16 protein-coding genes are annotated in these 15,892 nt (G+C 68.3%); 6 read left to right on the forward strand and 10 right to left on the reverse strand.

Features of this window, described 5'->3' with window-relative positions:
- The first annotated feature begins 86 nt into the window (after positions 1–86).
- A complete protein-coding gene (locus C1924_RS17880; RefSeq protein ID WP_108766509.1) occupies positions 87–923 on the forward strand; it encodes an arylamine N-acetyltransferase in 837 nt (278 codons plus the stop codon).
- 102 nt (positions 924–1,025) lie between these two features.
- Here C1924_RS17880 and C1924_RS17885 read toward each other — a convergent pair whose 3' ends face one another.
- Together C1924_RS17885 and C1924_RS17890 are read right to left on the reverse strand one after the other, a co-directional pair.
- Positions 1,026–1,664 (reverse strand): response regulator transcription factor, encoded by a 639-nt coding sequence (locus tag C1924_RS17885; RefSeq protein ID WP_108766510.1) that lies wholly within the window; start codon positions 1,662–1,664, stop codon positions 1,026–1,028.
- Positions 1,661–2,758, reverse strand: coding sequence for a histidine kinase (locus tag C1924_RS17890; RefSeq protein WP_108766511.1), 1,098 nt, complete (start codon positions 2,756–2,758; stop codon positions 1,661–1,663). The genes C1924_RS17885 and C1924_RS17890 overlap by 4 nt, the downstream gene beginning before the upstream one ends.
- 149 nt (positions 2,759–2,907) lie before the next feature.
- Here C1924_RS17890 and C1924_RS17895 point away from each other — a divergent pair, with 149 nt between their 5' ends.
- The 3 genes from C1924_RS17895 to C1924_RS17905 all read left to right on the forward strand — a co-directional run bounded on the left by C1924_RS17895 (position 2,908) and on the right by C1924_RS17905 (position 5,658).
- Entirely contained in the window at positions 2,908–3,330 is a 423-nt protein-coding gene (locus tag C1924_RS17895; protein ID WP_108766512.1) for a DUF2141 domain-containing protein, read from the forward strand.
- A gap of 26 nt (positions 3,331–3,356) precedes the next feature.
- Positions 3,357–4,880, forward strand: coding sequence for a carotenoid oxygenase family protein (locus C1924_RS17900; protein WP_108766513.1), 1,524 nt, complete (start codon positions 3,357–3,359; stop codon positions 4,878–4,880).
- A gap of 64 nt (positions 4,881–4,944) precedes the next feature.
- Positions 4,945–5,658, forward strand: coding sequence for a transporter substrate-binding domain-containing protein (locus C1924_RS17905; RefSeq protein ID WP_108766514.1), 714 nt, complete (start codon positions 4,945–4,947; stop codon positions 5,656–5,658).
- A 139-nt stretch (positions 5,659–5,797) separates the two neighbouring features.
- On the opposite strand, the gene C1924_RS17910 is transcribed toward C1924_RS17905, so the two are convergent.
- Positions 5,798–6,733 carry an AEC family transporter gene (locus C1924_RS17910; protein WP_108766515.1) on the reverse strand — a complete coding sequence of 312 codons (936 nt, stop codon included), beginning with the start codon at positions 6,731–6,733 and terminating at the stop codon, positions 5,798–5,800.
- Between the two features lie 93 nt (positions 6,734–6,826).
- Here C1924_RS17910 and C1924_RS17915 point away from each other — a divergent pair, with 93 nt between their 5' ends.
- Positions 6,827–7,702, forward strand: a complete 876-nt coding sequence (locus tag C1924_RS17915) for a LysR substrate-binding domain-containing protein (protein ID WP_108766516.1) — start codon at positions 6,827–6,829, stop codon at positions 7,700–7,702.
- Positions 7,703–7,758: 56 nt separating this feature from the next.
- Here the strand turns inward: C1924_RS17915 and C1924_RS17920 are convergent, their stop codons facing one another.
- The 3 genes from C1924_RS17920 to C1924_RS17930 form a co-directional block, all read right to left on the reverse strand.
- Positions 7,759–9,315: an alkaline phosphatase gene (locus C1924_RS17920; RefSeq protein WP_108766517.1), complete on the reverse strand. Its 1,557-nt coding sequence runs from the start codon at positions 9,313–9,315 to the stop codon at positions 7,759–7,761.
- 112 nt (positions 9,316–9,427) lie between these two features.
- A complete protein-coding gene (locus C1924_RS17925) occupies positions 9,428–10,024 on the reverse strand; it encodes a TetR/AcrR family transcriptional regulator (RefSeq protein ID WP_254051168.1) in 597 nt (198 codons plus the stop codon).
- Between the two features lie 14 nt (positions 10,025–10,038).
- Complete coding sequence (locus C1924_RS17930) at positions 10,039–10,635, reverse strand: NAD(P)H-dependent oxidoreductase (protein ID WP_108766518.1); 597 nt, start codon at positions 10,633–10,635, stop codon at positions 10,039–10,041.
- 220 nt (positions 10,636–10,855) lie between these two features.
- On the opposite strand from C1924_RS17930, the gene C1924_RS17935 reads away from it, so the two are divergent.
- Complete coding sequence (locus C1924_RS17935; protein ID WP_108766519.1) at positions 10,856–12,907, forward strand: TonB-dependent receptor; 2,052 nt, start codon at positions 10,856–10,858, stop codon at positions 12,905–12,907.
- Positions 12,908–12,971: 64 nt separating this feature from the next.
- Here the strand turns inward: C1924_RS17935 and C1924_RS17940 are convergent, their stop codons facing one another.
- From C1924_RS17940 to exbB, 4 genes are read right to left on the reverse strand one after another with little or no spacing between them, the layout of a single operon-like run.
- Positions 12,972–14,051 carry a cytochrome c peroxidase gene (locus tag C1924_RS17940; RefSeq protein WP_216821559.1) on the reverse strand — a complete coding sequence of 360 codons (1,080 nt, stop codon included), beginning with the start codon at positions 14,049–14,051 and terminating at the stop codon, positions 12,972–12,974.
- Positions 14,048–14,761 carry an energy transducer TonB gene (locus C1924_RS17945; RefSeq protein ID WP_108766521.1) on the reverse strand — a complete coding sequence of 238 codons (714 nt, stop codon included), beginning with the start codon at positions 14,759–14,761 and terminating at the stop codon, positions 14,048–14,050. Before C1924_RS17945 ends, C1924_RS17940 begins: the two co-directional genes overlap by 4 nt.
- Positions 14,761–15,192, reverse strand: coding sequence for a biopolymer transporter ExbD (locus tag C1924_RS17950; protein ID WP_108766522.1), 432 nt, complete (start codon positions 15,190–15,192; stop codon positions 14,761–14,763). The genes C1924_RS17945 and C1924_RS17950 overlap by 1 nt, the downstream gene beginning before the upstream one ends.
- Positions 15,192–15,887, reverse strand: coding sequence for a tonB-system energizer ExbB (exbB, locus tag C1924_RS17955; protein WP_108766523.1), 696 nt, complete (start codon positions 15,885–15,887; stop codon positions 15,192–15,194). Before exbB ends, C1924_RS17950 begins: the two co-directional genes overlap by 1 nt.
- Positions 15,888–15,892: the final 5 nt, after the last annotated feature.

Genomic DNA, 15,892 nt, shown 5'->3' on the forward strand with positions numbered 1-15,892 from the left:
CGATGACACCGGCCGCCCACCCTTGACCTCAACCCCGGTTGCGGTTGCACAGTGGGTGCCCCTGCCCCGCCCTGCCTGGTGCCGCCATGACCACGCTCGATATCCCCCGGTACCTGCAGCGTCTGCGGCTGCAGGACGCGCCACCGGCAACCCTGGCCGGCTTGAGGCTGCTGCAGCAGCGCCACAACGCCCACGTGCCGTTCGAGACACTGGCCTGCCTGCTGCGCGATGCGGTGCCGATTGATCTGGACAGCGTGCAGCGCAAGTTGCTGGATGCGCAGCGCGGCGGCTACTGCTTCGAGCTCAATGGCGCCTTTGTTGCCCTGCTCCAGGCGCTGGGCTTCGACGCCCATGCGCTGAGTGCGCGCATACTGCTGTCGGCCCGCGAAGGCGAGCTGACGCCGCGTACGCACCTGTTGATCCGGGTGCGGCTGGACGGCGAGGACTGGCTGGTGGACACCGGGTTCGGCAGCCTGACCCCGACCGTGCCGCTACGCCTGCACGACACCGCGGAACAGGACACGCCGCATGAGCGCTACAGGCTGCAGCCGCTGAGCGATGGCGATTACCTGCTGGAGGCCAGCAGCGGTGACGACTGGCGGTCGCTGTACCGCTTCGACCTGACGTCACCGGCGGCGGCCGACAACGTGGTGGGCAACTGGTATGTGTGCACGCACCCGCAATCGAGTTTTCCGGGGGAACTGCGCGCTTCGCTGACCGGGCCGGACTGGCGGCGCACCCTCGGCAGTGGCAACTACACCGAATATCGGCCGGGGCAGCCGCCGCAGAAACGGGCACTGCGCGATGTGGCGGATGTGCGGCAGGTGCTGCAGGACGGCTTTGGCGTGCGGCTGCCGGACGATGCACGCTTGGACCCGGCCATTGCCGGATGGCTGCAGCGGTGGCAGGCGACGGCTTCGTAGCGTCGAGCTTGCTCGACTGTTGCCGACGAAAGCCCGTCGAGCAAGCTCGACGCTACGAGGAGCCACAAGCCGTCGAGCAGGCTCAACGCTACGGGCGGGGCTTCAGATGATGCGCAGGGTGATCGCCTTCAGCACGGCACGGGTACGGTCGCGGGTACCCAGCTTGTCGAGGATGGCGGATACGTAGTTCTTCACCGTGCCCTCAGCCAGGAACAGGCTGCGTGCGATTTCCTTGTTGCTGTAGCCACCAGCCAGCAGGCGCAGGATGGCCACTTCGCGCTCGCCGAAGGTATCGCTGGGCGGTGCTTCGTCATGGAACCGATAGCGCGAGCGCACCGGTTCGGTACTGACCGGCAGCAACAGGGTCTCGCCCGCAGCCACGCGTTCGATGGCTTCGCGCAGGTCGGCCGGCGCCGCGTCCTTCAGCAGGAACCCCTGGGCGCCCGCTTCGCTGGCACGCAGCAGCAGCTCGCTTTCATCGAACGTGGTCAGCAGCAGGCAGGGCGTGGCGTCGCCGCGTGCACGCAGCTGGCGCAGCGCCTCGATGCCATCCAGACCAGGCATGCGGATATCGCTGAGCACCACATCCACCGGTTGCGTGGCCAGTGCATCCAGCAGGGCCTGGCCATCCTCGGCCTCCAGCACCACCTGCACACCCAACCCCTGCAGCAGCGCACGCAGACCCGCGCGGACCAGTGCCTGGTCATCGGCCAGGGCGACGCGGATCGGTGCGCCGCTCATGCCGGCAACCGCGCGATCAGGTGCATGCCGCCCTGCTCGGTACGGGCCAGCTGCAGCTGGCCATGCACTTCGGCCAGGCGCTCGCGCATGCCGGAAATGCCATTGCCTTCACGGATGCGCTCAGCGCGCTGGCCGTCATCGCGGATATCAATACGCAACCGGGAATCCTCTTCTGTCATCGTCAGCCACACAGTATCGGCTTCGCCATGCCGTGCCGCATTGGTCAACGCTTCCTGCACCAGGCGCAGCACCGTCTCGGCCGTGCGCGGGTTCGTCACCCGCACGCCTTCAGCAATCTGCAGCTGCAGGCGCGGGCGCGGGAACGGCGCGGCCAGCGCATGCAGGGCGGTGTACAGGTCCAGGCCGCGGTCATCGCGCATGGACTGCACGACCTGGCGGATGTCGGACAGCAGTTCGCCGGACAGCTGTTCGGCAGTCAGCAGCCCTTCGTGCCCGGCCAGCCCTGGATCGGCGGCCAGCGCACGCAGGTTGAGGCGCATAGCGGTGAGCTTGTGCCCGGCCACGTCATGCAGTTCGCGCGCCAGCCGCAAGCGCTCTGCATCGCGGGCGCTGTCGGCCAGGAGGGCGCGGGTGGCCAGCAGATCGGCATTGACCCGCGCCAGCTCGTCGCGGGCCAGTGCCGTGCTGCGCGAGTAATGCGCGGTGAGCGCGGCGAAGGCCTGGAAGCCGCCGTACAGCAGCACCACCAGCAGCGGCTGGGTGAACCCGCTCTGGCGCAGTACGGCGTACTCGGCCAGATTGGCCAGCAGCGCCACGCCCAGCACGAAACGCGGCGGCCAATGCTCGGCCAGCTGCGCCACCAGCACCACCAGCAGCACCGGTGCGGTGCCCACGCGTGGCTGATGGGCGATCAGCGCCACCGCCAGCAGCGTCTGCAGGATGGCAGCCACGCCACGCACGCGGGTGGGTACTGCCGCCCAGCCGTGGAGCACGAACAGCAGCAGGAACGCGCCGAGCAGCAGCAGGCTTTGCGCCGCACCGGGCCGGCCCCCAAAAGACAGGCCAACCACCAGCACGGTGACCATGCCGGCAAGGCTGAGGGGACGCATCAGATGGCGGAGCAGGCTGGGCATGCCGGCATGCTGACCGGCCCGGGCACCTGCCGGCAATGGGTCAGGCGCAGAAAGTGACTTCTGGCACGTCGGATCGATGACCACTGGCCCTGAACCCGGCCTGGGCCACGGCGCAGACTGGCCCCACACCTCCAGACGGAACCGCCGCCATGATCCGCACCGCCCTGACCTGCTCCCTGCTCGCTGGCCTGCTGCTGGCAGGCGCCGCCCAGGCCGCCGACCTGACCGTGAACGTGCACGATGTGCGCGCCCAGACCGGCACCGTGCGCGCCGCGCTGGTGTCTTCCGACGAGGCCTGGAACGGCAAGGCGGCACCGGCCCAGGCACAGCAGGCACACCCGCAGGGCGACAGCCTGCACTTCACGTTCAAGGATCTGCCGGCCGGCAACTATGCCGTGCTGCTGACCCACGACGAGAACGACAATGGCAAGCTCGACACCAATCTGGTCGGCATGCCGGTGGAAGGCTACGGCTTCAGCAACAACCCGCAGGTGATGCGCAAGCCGACTTTCGAGGAAGCCCGCTTCGCCGTGCCTGCCACCGGCACCGCCATCGACATCACCCTGCGCTGATTTCCTTTTCTGCCCCGAGGCCCGCCATGGATCGCCGCCGCTTCCTCCGTACCCTGATCAGCAGCACCGCCGGCCTGGCATTGGGAGCGACCGCGCTTCGCAGCGCCCCGGCCTTCGCCAACGACCCGGCGCAGTTCGCCCAGGGCCTGCAGGAGCACCCATGGCTGCTGGGCTGGCGCGGGGTGAGCAGCGAAACGCTGGGCCCGGCCACGGTGCAGCTGCAGGGGCGGCTGCCGGCCGGCCTGGCGGGTACGCTGTACCGCAACGGCCCGGCCTGGAGCGAACGCGGCACCCTGCGCTACGACCACTGGTTCGACGGCGACGGCATGGTGCACGGCTGGCACTTCAACGGCGATGGCAGCCTGACCCACCGTGCACGCATGGTGGCCACGCCCAAGTTCACCCGCGAACAGAAGGCCGGACGCTTCCTCTACCCGGCTGCCGGCACCAGCGTCCCCAACGCACAGGCAGTGCGCAACAACGACGATGCCAATGTGGCCAACACTTCGGTGATGGCGCTCAATGGTCGTGTGTTTGCATTGTGCGAATCCGGCTCTGCCTTCGAAGTGCACCCCGACTCGCTGGAAACCATCGGCCCGGTGACCTGGCGCCCGGATCTGGCAGCCCTGCCCTTCTCGGCACACCCGCTGGTGGACCGCGACGGCAGCGTCTGGAACTTCGGCTCGATCAGCCTGATGGGCGGTGCCGGCCTGCTGGTCTGGCGCATCGGCAAGGACGGGCAGCTGCGCAGCGCCGATGTGATCGCCACGCCGGGCCGCGGCTACCTGCACGCCTTCACCATGACCGACCAGCACCTGGTGTTCGTGCTGGCGCCGTTCGACTTCAACCAAAGCGGCGGCAGCTTCTTCGAGCGCATGCAGTTCGCCCCGCAGCGCGCGGCCAACATCGCGGTGGTGTCCAAGGATGCGCCGGACAAGGCGCAGTGGTTCGAGGCCCCCTTCGCGGCGATCTACCATTTCGGCGATGCACACCGCAGCAAGGACGGCATCGTGGTGCGCGCCGTGCGCCGCGACAACATGGACGAAGCCCGTTCGCCGATGAAGGAAGCGATGGCCGGTGACGGCGCCCACGCCACCAACGGCCACAGCAGCCTGGTGGAACTGCACCTGGACCTGCGCCGTGGCCAGGCGCGCTGGCAGGACACCGGCATCAGCACGGTGGAATTCCCGCTGTTCGACCCGCGCACGCCCGACAGCCGCGCGGCCCGCCTGTACGCACCGACCGTCGATGGCGCCAGCAACACGCCGTACTTCAACGCGGTGGCGGCCTTCGACGTGGAGCGTGGCCGCCGCCAGGTGTGGCGCTATGGCAGCGACATCATGGCCGAGGAGCATGTGTTCGTGCCCCGCCCCGGCAGCCGCAACCCGGACGATGGCTGGCTGGTCGGCACTCTGCTGGACCCGGTGAACAAGCGCAGCGGCATTGCCGTGCTGGATGCGCGCCACGTGCAGGATGGCCCTTTGGCGCAGGCGTGGCTGCCGTACGCGGTGCCGCTGGGTTTCCACGGAACGTTCGCCGCGCAGGGATGAGCGCACGCAGCACGCACGCCGCAGCTGGCATGCTGGGGCTCCCCATGTTCTTCCGGAGCAGCGCATGCCCTTGTCCGACCATCGCGCCACGCTGGCACCGCAGGGCTACCTGCGGGTAGCGATCAACCTGGGCAACCCGGTGCTGGCCCAGGGCGATGCACGATCACCCCGGGGACCGTCGCTGGAACTGGCCACGACCCTGGCGCAGCGACTGGGTGTGCAGGCACGTTTCACCTGCCACGCTGCCGCCGCGTCGGTCGTGGCTGCCGCCGCCGAGGATGGCTGGGACCTTGCTTTCCTGGCGGTGGATCCAGCACGCGCCGACCGCATTGCCTTCAGTGCGCCCTATGTGGAGATTGAAGGTACGTATCTGGTGCGCGAGGCCAGCGACGCACGCACGGTGGCCGACCTCGACCGCGAAGGGGTACGCATCGCGGTGGGCCGTGGTGCGGCCTATGACCTGTACCTGAGCCGCGAACTGAAGCACGCGCACATCGAACGTGCCGAGACCTCGGCGGCGGCCATCGCGTTGTTCGACCAACAGCGGCTGGAGGCTGCTGCGGGCGTGCGGCAACCGCTGCAGGCCTGGGCGAAGGCGCATCCCGGGCATCGGGTACTGGCGGACCGCTTCACCGCGATCCAGCAGGCCGTGGCCGCGCCGGCCTCGCGCCCGGCAGACGCACTGCAGGCGTTGTTTGCTGAAGTGGAGGCGATCCGGCAGGGGCCACTGCTGGGTGAAGCCTTTGCACGCGCCGGGCAGGCGGTGACGTTGTTGTAGCGTCGAGCCAGCTCGACGGATGTGCGGACGGCGTGCCCTTGTAGAGTCGAGTTTGCTCGACTGCTGTGTGGAGGTCCCTGCGAAAGGCAGTCGAGCAAGCTCGACTCTACCAAAAGCGGCGGCGCGCTCGATTGCCGCGCTACGGCAGCAGCGCGAGGTAAGCGGTCACGGTCAGCAATGACAGCAGCGTCGTCCCCAGCACCGTCGCGGCGGTGGTGGATGCCTCGCGGCGGTAGAACTCGGCCAGCATGAACGGTCCGGTGCCGGTGGGCAGCACCGCCATCAGCACCGCCACATGCGCCAGTGGCGCAGGCAATGCAAACACGTGCGTAGCCAGCAGCCACACCAGCAGCGGGTGCACCAGAAGCTTCACTGTGCCCAGCAGCAGCGCGCTGCGGCCACTGCCCGGCGCCGGGCTGCGGCGCTCACCAAGGAACAGACCCAGCGCGATCAGCGCGCACGGTGCAGCGGCACCGCCCAGCAGTTTGAGGAAGGTTTCCGCCGGCGCCGGCATCGACACACCCAGCGCCATCGGCAGCACGCCGGCCACGGGCGCAAGCAGCAACGGGTTGCGCAGCAGTGATCGCGCTACCTTGGCCAACAGATGATGCAGGCGCTGTTCGCGCTGCAGACCGATCTCGATCAGCACGATGGCAACGGCGAACAGCAAGCACACCGTCAGCAGGGTCGCCACCAGCGTCGGGGCCAACGCCGACTTGCCCAGCGCGGCCACCGCCAGCGGGAAACCGACGAAGCCGGTGTTGGGATAGGCCGCGTTGAGTCCGTCGATGCTGGCATCGGCCAGCGCGTGCCCCCTGCGCCGCCGCCACACCACGGTGCCGGCGAAGACCAGCGCCGTCGCCCCTCCGAAGCTGGCGATGAATCCTGGATGCCACAGTTGCTGCCAGTGCGCGTTGGCGACCACGTCGAACAGCAGCGCCGGCAACGCCAGCTGCACCACGAACCGGTTCAGTTCGCCGGTCGAGTGCGGCCCGAGCGCGCCGCTGCGGCGGGCCAGCCAGCCGGCGAAGATCAATGCGAATACGGGAAGGACGACGGCCAGGACGGACAGCATGGGCGGCAGGGCGTGGGGGGATGCCGCGCAGGCTACGCGCCGCCATTGATACCTTCCAATGCTTTTGAAGGGATCCAGCGATACTATTTCCGCATGATCGATATCCGTCCGCTGCGCTATTTCCTGGCCGTTGCCGAGACCCTGCACTTCGGTCGCGCCGCCGAACGGCTGAACGTTACCCAGCCACCGCTGAGCCGGCAGATTGCCGCGCTGGAAGAATCCCTTGGCGTTGCATTGCTGGAGCGCGACTCGCGCCACGTGCGCCTGACGGCGGCCGGCCAGCGCTTCCAGGAAGATGCGCGCGCCGTGATGAGCGCCCTGCAGCAGGCCTGCCACGTTGCGCGCCAGGTGGGTGCGGGCGAGCTGGGCGAACTGCAGGTGGGCTTCATGATGCATGCCGCACACAGTTCGGTGCCGCCGCTGGCGCGCAGGTTCATTGCCGCCCATCCGCAGGTGCAGCTGCGCCTGCGCGAGGCGCTGCCGATGGCGCTACTGGAGGGGGTGCGTTCGGGTGCGCTGGACGCCGGAATCGGCTTCGCCCCGGCGTCACTGCGTGGCCTGGAGCTGCTGCCGCTGCTGGAAGAACCACTCTGCGTAGTGGTCCCGGACACCCATCGTCTGGCCCGCCGCCGCAGCGTCGATGTAAGCGTCCTGGAGGGCGAGGCACTCATCACCGCGCCGGCCGACGTGGTACCGACCCTGCGCGAGGCCATCGAAGCGAGCTTCCATGCCGCAGGCCTGCAGGCCGATGTGCGGATGGAAGTCCAGCTTCAGCAGAGCATCGTCAGCCTGGTGGGCGAAGGCCTGGGCATTGCACTGGTGCCGGCTTCGTTGCGGCGCATGGGCATGCCGGGGGTCGCCTTCCTGCGCTTGAAGGACGCACCGCGTGTGCAGCAGGTGGTGTTCTGGAAGTCCGACAACCGCAACCCGGTGCTGCCGCGGTTCCTGGATTGCGTGGTGGATGGGTAGCGTCGCGTTTGTTCGACGGATTTCCGCAGAAAAGGGCGAAAGGCAGCCGAGGGCGGTCAGCGCTGCAGGGCGTCCTGCACCGCTTTGGCCACATCGGTGTTGTCGATGTAGCTGCCGTCGTTCCAGCGCACGTGCTGGCGATAGCCGGCATCGACGCCACGCACGCGCTGGCCGAGCAGTTCAGCGCCCCTGCCCTTGGCCCACAACGGCACCAGGCCGTTGGCATGGTTGCCCGTGGGGCGGAAGCTCATGCCCGGCATCTGCCCGCGGCCATGGTTGCGCACCGGCTCGAACGCAACCTGCTGTGCGTTCGGCCCCATGGGCATGCTGTTGTCGTGGTCGGTGGTGATGATCAGCAGCGTGCGGTCCCACCCGCCGTTCTGTTCGATCCACTTCACCACGGCCGAGACCGCATCATTGAACTCGACAGTTTCCTCGATCAACCGGCCGTACTGCGGCTGGTCGGTGCAGGCGCCGTAGTGCCATTCAGTGCCGCAGGCGCTGGTGTGCGCGGCCCAGTCGGTGGCACCGCCTTCAACCATCAGGAACAGGCCATGTGGTGAACGCTGCTGCAGGAAGCGCAGCGCACCCCGGGTCATGGTGGCCAGGTCCGGTACGCTGTCGATCTTCTTCACCCCCGAAGGCGTGGCGGCATCGCGCCCGACCACTGGCAGCTGGCGCGCCTGCTGCAGGGTGTTGGCCACGCGCGGCACGCCGATCAGCGGGCGGTCGACCGGCAGGCGGCCGTCAGCCAGTGCAGCGAAGTCGTCCTTGCTGCGGATCAGGCGCCAGGCACCGGCCGGGTTGCCGGCGATCGGCGTACCCGCTTCCAGCTGCTGCCAATCCTGCTGCGATACCCATTCCCACGGGTTCTGGCAGCCTTCGGCGGCAACCTTGCCCATGCCCTCCACGCAGGGCGTGCCATCAACGCTGTAACCCGGGCCACCGGTGCCCATCACCAGATCCATATGGCCCTGGGCCAGCATCTGGTGGGCGATCTGGTGGTAGCTGTTGCGCGATTCGGCCTGCGCGGCAAATGCCGCGGGCGTGGCATGCGCGAACGGCACCGAGGTGACCACACCGGTGGCCATGCCCAGCGCCTTCGCACGCAGGGTATTGAACTCGACCGGCTGGCCATCGTTGTTGTAGTTGATGGCGTTGTTGTAGGTCTTCACCCCGGACGACAGCGCGGTGCCGGCGGCAGCACTGTCGGTCGCCACGGCCGCCAGGTACTGGTACCCGACAAACGGCAGGTCCGGTGCGGGAACTGCCGTGGCATCCCAGGCCTTGGCGGGGTCGTAGCCGATGCGTTGCGCATCATCGCGGGTGGGCTGGCCACTGGCGTTGAGCGGAAACGTGGTGACCCCCAGGCGCTGCGGGAAATCGGCGTAGGGCGCGCCTTCGCGGCTGCCGTACTGCCAGTATGCGGCCGCGTCCCAGGTGCCCCAGCCGGCGCCATCGTTGATCATCACGATGACGTTGTGCGGGCGCGATTCAGTTGTAGCGGTGGCCGCCTGCGCATCGGGACGCGCGGAGGACTGGCATGCAGTGAGTGCGGCCAGCGCAGTCAGGATCGACGGGCACAGCCAGCGTCGCGCGGGGATGTGGAGCATGGTGGTTCCTGCAGTGCGGGAGGCGGCGACACCGCCAACAGCGGCCCGTTATAGCAAGGCAATGTTGCAGTTCGTGCGACCCGCGAAAGCCCCATCCACGCGTGGCGTGGATCTACTGGGCGCGAGTGGCGGTGTGGATGATCAGCTGTTGCAGTTCCGCTTCGGCGACTGGCTGCAGCAGTGCGCCGGCAGCCACGGCTTCGGACAACGCTTCGGCGGCCCCCAGGATTGCCCAGCGCCCAGCCACGGATACATCGCCGCCCGTGGCGAACGGGCCCAGCCACTGCGCGCACTGGTCGACGAAATCCTGCTGGTAGCGATGGCGCACATCACGCAGTTCGGGCGAGCCGGCCAGCGCGGCCAGGATCGCCTGGATGTCACTGCCCTGCGACAGCACGCAATCGATGTAGCCCGATGCGATGGCCTGCGCGCGCGCGCCCAGCTGCGCCGGCGCCGCGCTGATGCGGGTCTCGAACACGGCGGTCTGCCGCTGGTCGTAGTCGGCATACAGCGCGGCCAGCAGTCCATTGCGGGTGGTGAAGTGATCGTAGGCCACCGGCTTGGTCACCCCGGCCGCCTCTGCCAGACGGCCCAGGCTGAGCGCATCGGTGCCCTCTTCACCCACCAGTGCCCAGGCGACCTCCAGCAACTGGCGGCCGCGCTGTTCGCGCGACATCCGGCGGCGGGTGGGCGTGGCAGCGGTGGGCATGCAGCGGCTCTACATCATCGGGCAGATGTGCCTATGGTACGGCCGATGTCGGCAGCGGTCTGCAGATGCGCCGCCGCCTGCCCGCTGTCGGCGTCCAGCAGCAGCGTGGACGAATGCACGGTGGCACCGCAATAGTCGAAAATGCCCAGGTCGATCTGCGTCTTCATCGCTGCGCCGTAGCCACGCCGCTCGATCATCTCCGCGCCCGCACCGCCGATACCGACCAGATGCACCTGCAGGCGCTGCAGCTTCTTTTCCACTTTGCCGTCGGCGCCATCGGCATAGGCCCAGCCCTGGGTGAACACGCGGTCGATCCACCCCTTCAGCAGTGCCGGGAAGGACCACCAGTACAGCGGATAGACCAGCACCAGGGTGTCGGCGGCATCCAGCCGCGCATGCTCGGCGGCCACGTCGGCCGGTACCGCCGCCACCTGCTTGAACAGGCCGACGTCAGCGGCGTTGAAGCGGGGGTCGAAGCCTTCGGCGGCGAGATCGGCCACGCTGACCGTGTTGCGCGCGTCGGCAACGGCGATGGCGGCACCGATGCGCGCAGCCACGGCGTGGGTAAGTGAAGTGGGTTCGGGATGGGCAACGACGATGAGGGTGCGCATGGAAGCAGCTCGTGGATTGATAAGTTACCAATGGTAGATAAGGAAGAGATCTCCACCAGCCCAACCTGCAGGACGCTGTTTTCGGCCATCCACGCGCTGGGAATATGTCGTCAGACTTCAAATGCGAATGATTCGTGATACGATTGTTAAGGAATTCTGAAATCCCCACACACGGACGTCCCAGCCATCGCCAGTGGACCCTCACCAGGAGTACTGCGCGATGTCGCACGCCGTTCTGAAATCCCGTCGTTCCCTTGCCACCCTGACCGCAGCCATCGGTCTTGCGCTGGCCACCACCGCATATGCGGATGCCTCGGGCGATGCGTCCTCGGCCAAGCAGATGGATACAGTGGTGGTCACCGCCACCGGTGCCCAGCAGTGGATCAAGGACGCGCCGGCCAGCATCAGCGTCATCACCCGCGAGGAGATCGAGCGCAAGCCGGTCAGCAGCATCGGCCAGCTGCTCAGCACCGTGCCGGGCGTAACCGGTGGCTATGCGCTGTCCGGTGCGCAGTCGAAGATCCGCCTGCGCGGCCTGCCCGAGCAGTACACCCTGATCCTCATCGACGGCCGCCGCCAGGGCAATTCCTCCGGCGTGAACTACCGCGACGATCTGGGCCCGCAGGATCTCAACTGGCTGTCGCCGGACATGATCGAGCGCATCGAAGTGGTGCGTGGCCCGATGTCCTCGCTGTACGGTTCGGATGCGATGGGCGGGGTGATCAACATCATCACCCGCAAGATCGCCGACCACTGGGGCGGCTCGGTGACGTACAACTACAGCAAGCCCGATTCGGATACGCGCGGCAGCACCACGCAGATGGGCGCATTGTTCAGCGGCCCGCTCACCGACACTCTGGGCGTGCGCATCGGCGCCAACGTCACCGACCGCGAATCGGACACCGGTGCGCGGCAGACGCCGGGCAACAAGGCGGAGAACGCCAACGTCCTGTTCAACTGGCGCATCAACGACAACCACACCCTCGGCCTTGAGGCATCGCGTGGCGAACAGCGCAATACCGGCGCAGGTGCGGTCAGCTCGTGGGGCCTGTCCAAGCTGGAACAGACCGGTTACGTGGTGATGCACGACGGCCGCTACGGCGACGCGACCACCTCCAAAAGCACCCTGGTGCAGAACGATTACAAGGACAAGGGCAGCATCCTGGGTACGCACGCGAAGGAAACCGTGTTCGATACCGCCTTCACCCATGGCTTCGACTGGGGCTTCGAGCAGAGCTTGAACGTGGGCGCCCAGTGGAAGCGCGAGGAACTGCAGAACGCTGACACCATCGGTACCGTGCCGGTGACCTGGACCGGCAGCGGCCGCATCAGCCCGGTCAGCGAAGCCGATTCGTGGGCGCTGTTCGCCGAGGACCACATCACCCTGCATGAGCGCTTCGTGCTGACCGTGGGCGTGCGCTGGGACAACACCGACAACTACGATGACAACGTCAGCCCGCGCATCTACGGTGTCTGGCACCCGGGCGATGACTGGACCATCCGCGGTGGCGTGTCGCAGGGCTTCAAGGCACCCAACCTGAAGCAGGGTACGGCCGGCGCAGCCACGCAGTCCGGCGGCAACGGCTGCACGTCGCTGGTGGCCGAAGGCTGGACCAACCGATCGGTGAGCGCCGATGGCACCACCGGCTGCTACATGGCCGGCAACCCGAACCTGGAACCGGAAACCAGCACCAACTACGAGCTGGGCGTGGGCTTCGACCGTAACGGCTGGTCGGCGTCGGCTACCTACTTCCTCACCGATTTCGACGACAAGATCCAGCAGGTGCCGCTGCGTGACCTGCCCGGCCAGACCACCAGCTTCGTCAATGGCTTCTGGTGGACGGTGGCGCAGAACGTGCAGAAGGCGCGCACCCGCGGCGTCGAGGCCAGCGTGACCGTGCCGCTGCACGACCGCCTGAGCTGGACCACCAACGCCACCCGCATGCTGGAATCGAAGAACCGCACCACCGGTGCCAGCCTGCTGGTGGTACCGAAGATCACCGCCAACACCTCGCTGGACTGGGAGGTGACCGATGCGTGGTCGCTGAACCTCAGCGCGCAGCACATTGGCGAACAGCTGGTGTCTGCCACCAGTGCCACCTTTGCCAAGGCCTACACCACGGTGGATCTGGTGACCGGCCTGGACGTCAGTGAAAACCTGACCCTGCGCGCGGGTGTGCTCAATCTGGGTGATGTGTCCACGATTGAAGAAGGCAACAACTATGACGGTGGTGCGCGCACGTACTTCGTCGGGCTGACCGCGCGGTTCTGAGCAAGCGCCTGGGGTCAGAGCCCTTTGCCGTGCAAAGGGCTCTGACCCCGGCATCCGGCAGGCGTTACAGCGTCTCCAGGAAGGCCACCAGTGCGGCGCGCTCTGCACTACTCAACGCGCGGTCGCGCAGCAGCGGGCTGCGCTGCGAGGCCGGCAGCCGGTCGCTGGCCGGCACTTCGGCCACGCCGCCCCCGCCGGCGTACAGCAGCACCACCGGCACCAGGAACGGTATCGAGCCGTTGTGCATGTACGGCCGGGTGTGGATCAGCCCCCGCAGGCTGGGCGCACGGAACGCGGCGATGTCCGCCGGATCGTGGCTCACCGCATAGCGCCCCAGGTCCTGCCCGGGCGTACCGATGCGGCCCAGGCCCAGGTTGTGGAAACGCTGGTCGGTCAGCAGCGGACCGCTGTGGCAGTTGGCACAGCCGGCCTTGGTGCGGAACAGATGCAGGCCAAGCAGCTGCTGGTCATCCAGCGCATCGATGCCCTGGCTGAACACCCGGTCCCAGCGGTTGCGTGGTGGCCGCAGGCTGCGCTGGTAGACCGCCAGGGCACGGGCGATGTCCTGTACATCAATGCGGCGCGTACCAACCCACGGCGCGAACGCCGCGCGATAGCCTGCATCTCTGTTGATCCACGCTTCGATATGCGACGGCGTGGCCGCCATTTCATGCGGATTTGTCAGTGGCTCCAGCGCCTGTGCTTCCAGTGAAGGCGCACGCCCATCCCAGAACAGTTCGCGCGTCCATGCCGTCGTGAACAACGGCGGCGCATTGCGCGTGCCTTTCTGCCGGTCGTGTCCCACCGAAACCGGCAGGCCATCGCTGAAGCCCATTTCCGGTGCGTGGCAGCTGGCGCAGGCGATCTGCCCACTGCCCGACAGCCGTGGTTCCTGGAACAGGCGTTCGCCCAGGGCAACCTGTGCCGGGTCCAACGCCGGGCTGTCCGGCACCGGGCCGAATTCCTCGAACACGGCACCAGGCAGCAGCTCCGGCCGCGGCCAGCTTGAAGGTGCACCGCGGTAGCGCTCGCGCAGCGCGGCGGCATCACGGGATGCGTCTTCCAGTGCGCGTGCGCCGGTACCCAGCAGCAACAGGCCGGCGGCAACCATGACCGCGCAGCCGAATGATCGTCGACGGCTCATCGCTGCAGTGAGAACGCGATGGGCAGCACCACGTCGATCGTGGCACCGGCCACGTCTTCCGGCGGCGGCGGCAGCGGCTGCGCCCGGCGCGCCAGCGCAAGGACTTCAGCATCCAGTGCGGCCACGCCGGACGACTGGGCCAGCGCGGCCTCCAGCACGCGGCCTTGCCGGTCGATGCGCAGGCGCAGCCAGGGCTGCCCTTCCTGGCGGCGGATGCGTGCACTGGCAGGGTACTGGCGGAAGCGTTCCAACCGCCCCAGCAGGCGGCTGCGCCAGTCGGCAGGCAGCGCAGATTCACTGAGCGAGGTCGCCGCATCCTGCGGCGCTGCCGCCATCGCTGCGGGCGCGGCCTGTACGCTGGGCGGCGCGGATGCCGCCGCCATGGCGGCCGCCTCGGCAGGTGCCGGCATCGGTTCACCCTGCGCGCCAACAGGGAGCGGTGGCAGTGGCTGGACCGGCGGCTTCACGGCCACCCGCTGCGGTCGTGGCGGCGCCTGCGCGGCGTCCTCCGCCGCAGGTGCAGGCTCGCTGGCCGGCGCGGGCGGGGCCTGCGGCAGGGTTGCCAGTTCGGCGTCCATGGCCACGGCCGCTGCCGCGGGCGGCTGTTCCGCCGCCGCCATCACGCGGGGAAGCAGCAGCGCCAGCAGGCACCCGTGCGCCAGCAGGCTGCCGCCCAGTGCCCAGCACCAGCCCGACGACGGCATGCGCATCACGGTGTGCCCTGCTCCGCCGCCACCAGCGCCACCTTGCCGAAGCCCGCCTCGCGCAGGCTGTCCATGGCCGCTACCAGGGTGGCGTAGTCGGTGCGTCGGTCAGCCTGCAGGAACACGCGCGGGGCATCGCCCTCCGTACGTGGGCCGGCCGCCCGCTGCAGCACGCTGCGCAGCGCATCGGCAGCCACCGGCTGGCCCTGCACCTGCCAGCCGCCGTCGGCCTGCAGCACCACCACCAGGGGTTGCTCCGGCGCGGGCGCAGGGGTGGCACGCGAGCTTGGCAGATCCACCGCCACGCTCACCGTAGCCAACGGCGCGGCCACCATGAAGACGATCAACAGCACCAGCATCACGTCGATGAAGGGGGTGACATTGATCTCGTGCTGCTCGGGCAGATCGCTGTCGCCCGGCTGCAGGCGGATCGCCATCAGGGCGCCTCCCGCGGCGCACCACTCACGCCGCGACTCAGATCGCGCGATACCAGGCGCATCACGGCGGCGGTCATGTCGGCAAGCTGCGCGCGGCCGCGATTGGCCCGCCGCGCCAGGTGGTTGTAAGCCACCACGGCGGGAATGGCCGCAACCAGGCCAAGTGCGGTGGCCAGCAGGGCTTCGGCGATGCCGGGTGCGACCACGGCCAGGCTGCTGGCCTGGCTGCGGGCGATGCCGATGAAGGCATTCATGATGCCCCACACCGTGCCGAACAGGCCCACGAACGGGGCCACCGCGCCGACAGTCGCCAGCAGGCCGGTACCCAGCACCAGCTGCCGGCCCTCATCGGCTTCGATGCGCTGCAGCTGCCAGGCCAGGCGCTCTTTCACGCCTTCGCCATCATGCAGGGCATCGTCGGATGCACGCAGTTCCGCACGCGCTGCCTCCAGCATGCGCGCGGCGGCGCCCTGGCGCGGCGCGTCCTGGTCGCCCATCGCCTCGCGCAGCCCGCGCGGCAGCGACAGCCGCAGCACGTCATTGCCCTGTCGCCACAGCTGGCGGTGCAGCTGCACGCTGCGCGCCAGCAGCACCGTCCATGTGCTCAGCGACGCCAGCAGCAGGCCCAGCATCACCGCCTTCACCAGCAGGTCGGCCTGCTGGTACATCGCCATGATGCTGAGGTCGGCAGGCATCACCG

This window comes from Stenotrophomonas sp. ESTM1D_MKCIP4_1 (genome assembly GCF_003086895.1).
Classification (GTDB): Bacteria; Pseudomonadota; Gammaproteobacteria; order Xanthomonadales; family Xanthomonadaceae; genus Stenotrophomonas.

Bases quoted from the DNA above. Each gene is read 5' to 3' on its own strand.
- C1924_RS17880 (WP_108766509.1), top strand. From the start codon at position 87: ATGACCACGCTCGATATCCCCCGGTACCTGCAGCGTCTGCGGCTGCAG.
- C1924_RS17885 (WP_108766510.1), bottom strand. From the start codon at position 1,664: ATGAGCGGCGCACCGATCCGCGTCGCCCTGGCCGATGACCAGGCACTG.
- C1924_RS17890 (WP_108766511.1), bottom strand. From the start codon at position 2,758: ATGCCCAGCCTGCTCCGCCATCTGATGCGTCCCCTCAGCCTTGCCGGC.
- C1924_RS17895 (WP_108766512.1), top strand. From the start codon at position 2,908: ATGATCCGCACCGCCCTGACCTGCTCCCTGCTCGCTGGCCTGCTGCTG.
- C1924_RS17900 (WP_108766513.1), top strand. From the start codon at position 3,357: ATGGATCGCCGCCGCTTCCTCCGTACCCTGATCAGCAGCACCGCCGGC.
- C1924_RS17905 (WP_108766514.1), top strand. From the start codon at position 4,945: ATGCCCTTGTCCGACCATCGCGCCACGCTGGCACCGCAGGGCTACCTG.
- C1924_RS17910 (WP_108766515.1), bottom strand. From the start codon at position 6,733: ATGCTGTCCGTCCTGGCCGTCGTCCTTCCCGTATTCGCATTGATCTTC.
- C1924_RS17915 (WP_108766516.1), top strand. From the start codon at position 6,827: ATGATCGATATCCGTCCGCTGCGCTATTTCCTGGCCGTTGCCGAGACC.
- C1924_RS17920 (WP_108766517.1), bottom strand. From the start codon at position 9,315: ATGCTCCACATCCCCGCGCGACGCTGGCTGTGCCCGTCGATCCTGACT.
- C1924_RS17925 (WP_254051168.1), bottom strand. From the start codon at position 10,024: ATGCCCACCGCTGCCACGCCCACCCGCCGCCGGATGTCGCGCGAACAG.
- C1924_RS17930 (WP_108766518.1), bottom strand. From the start codon at position 10,635: ATGCGCACCCTCATCGTCGTTGCCCATCCCGAACCCACTTCACTTACC.
- C1924_RS17935 (WP_108766519.1), top strand. From the start codon at position 10,856: ATGTCGCACGCCGTTCTGAAATCCCGTCGTTCCCTTGCCACCCTGACC.
- C1924_RS17940 (WP_216821559.1), bottom strand. From the start codon at position 14,051: ATGAGCCGTCGACGATCATTCGGCTGCGCGGTCATGGTTGCCGCCGGC.
- C1924_RS17945 (WP_108766521.1), bottom strand. From the start codon at position 14,761: ATGCGCATGCCGTCGTCGGGCTGGTGCTGGGCACTGGGCGGCAGCCTG.
- C1924_RS17950 (WP_108766522.1), bottom strand. From the start codon at position 15,192: ATGGCGATCCGCCTGCAGCCGGGCGACAGCGATCTGCCCGAGCAGCAC.
- exbB (WP_108766523.1), bottom strand. From the start codon at position 15,887: ATGCCTGCCGACCTCAGCATCATGGCGATGTACCAGCAGGCCGACCTG.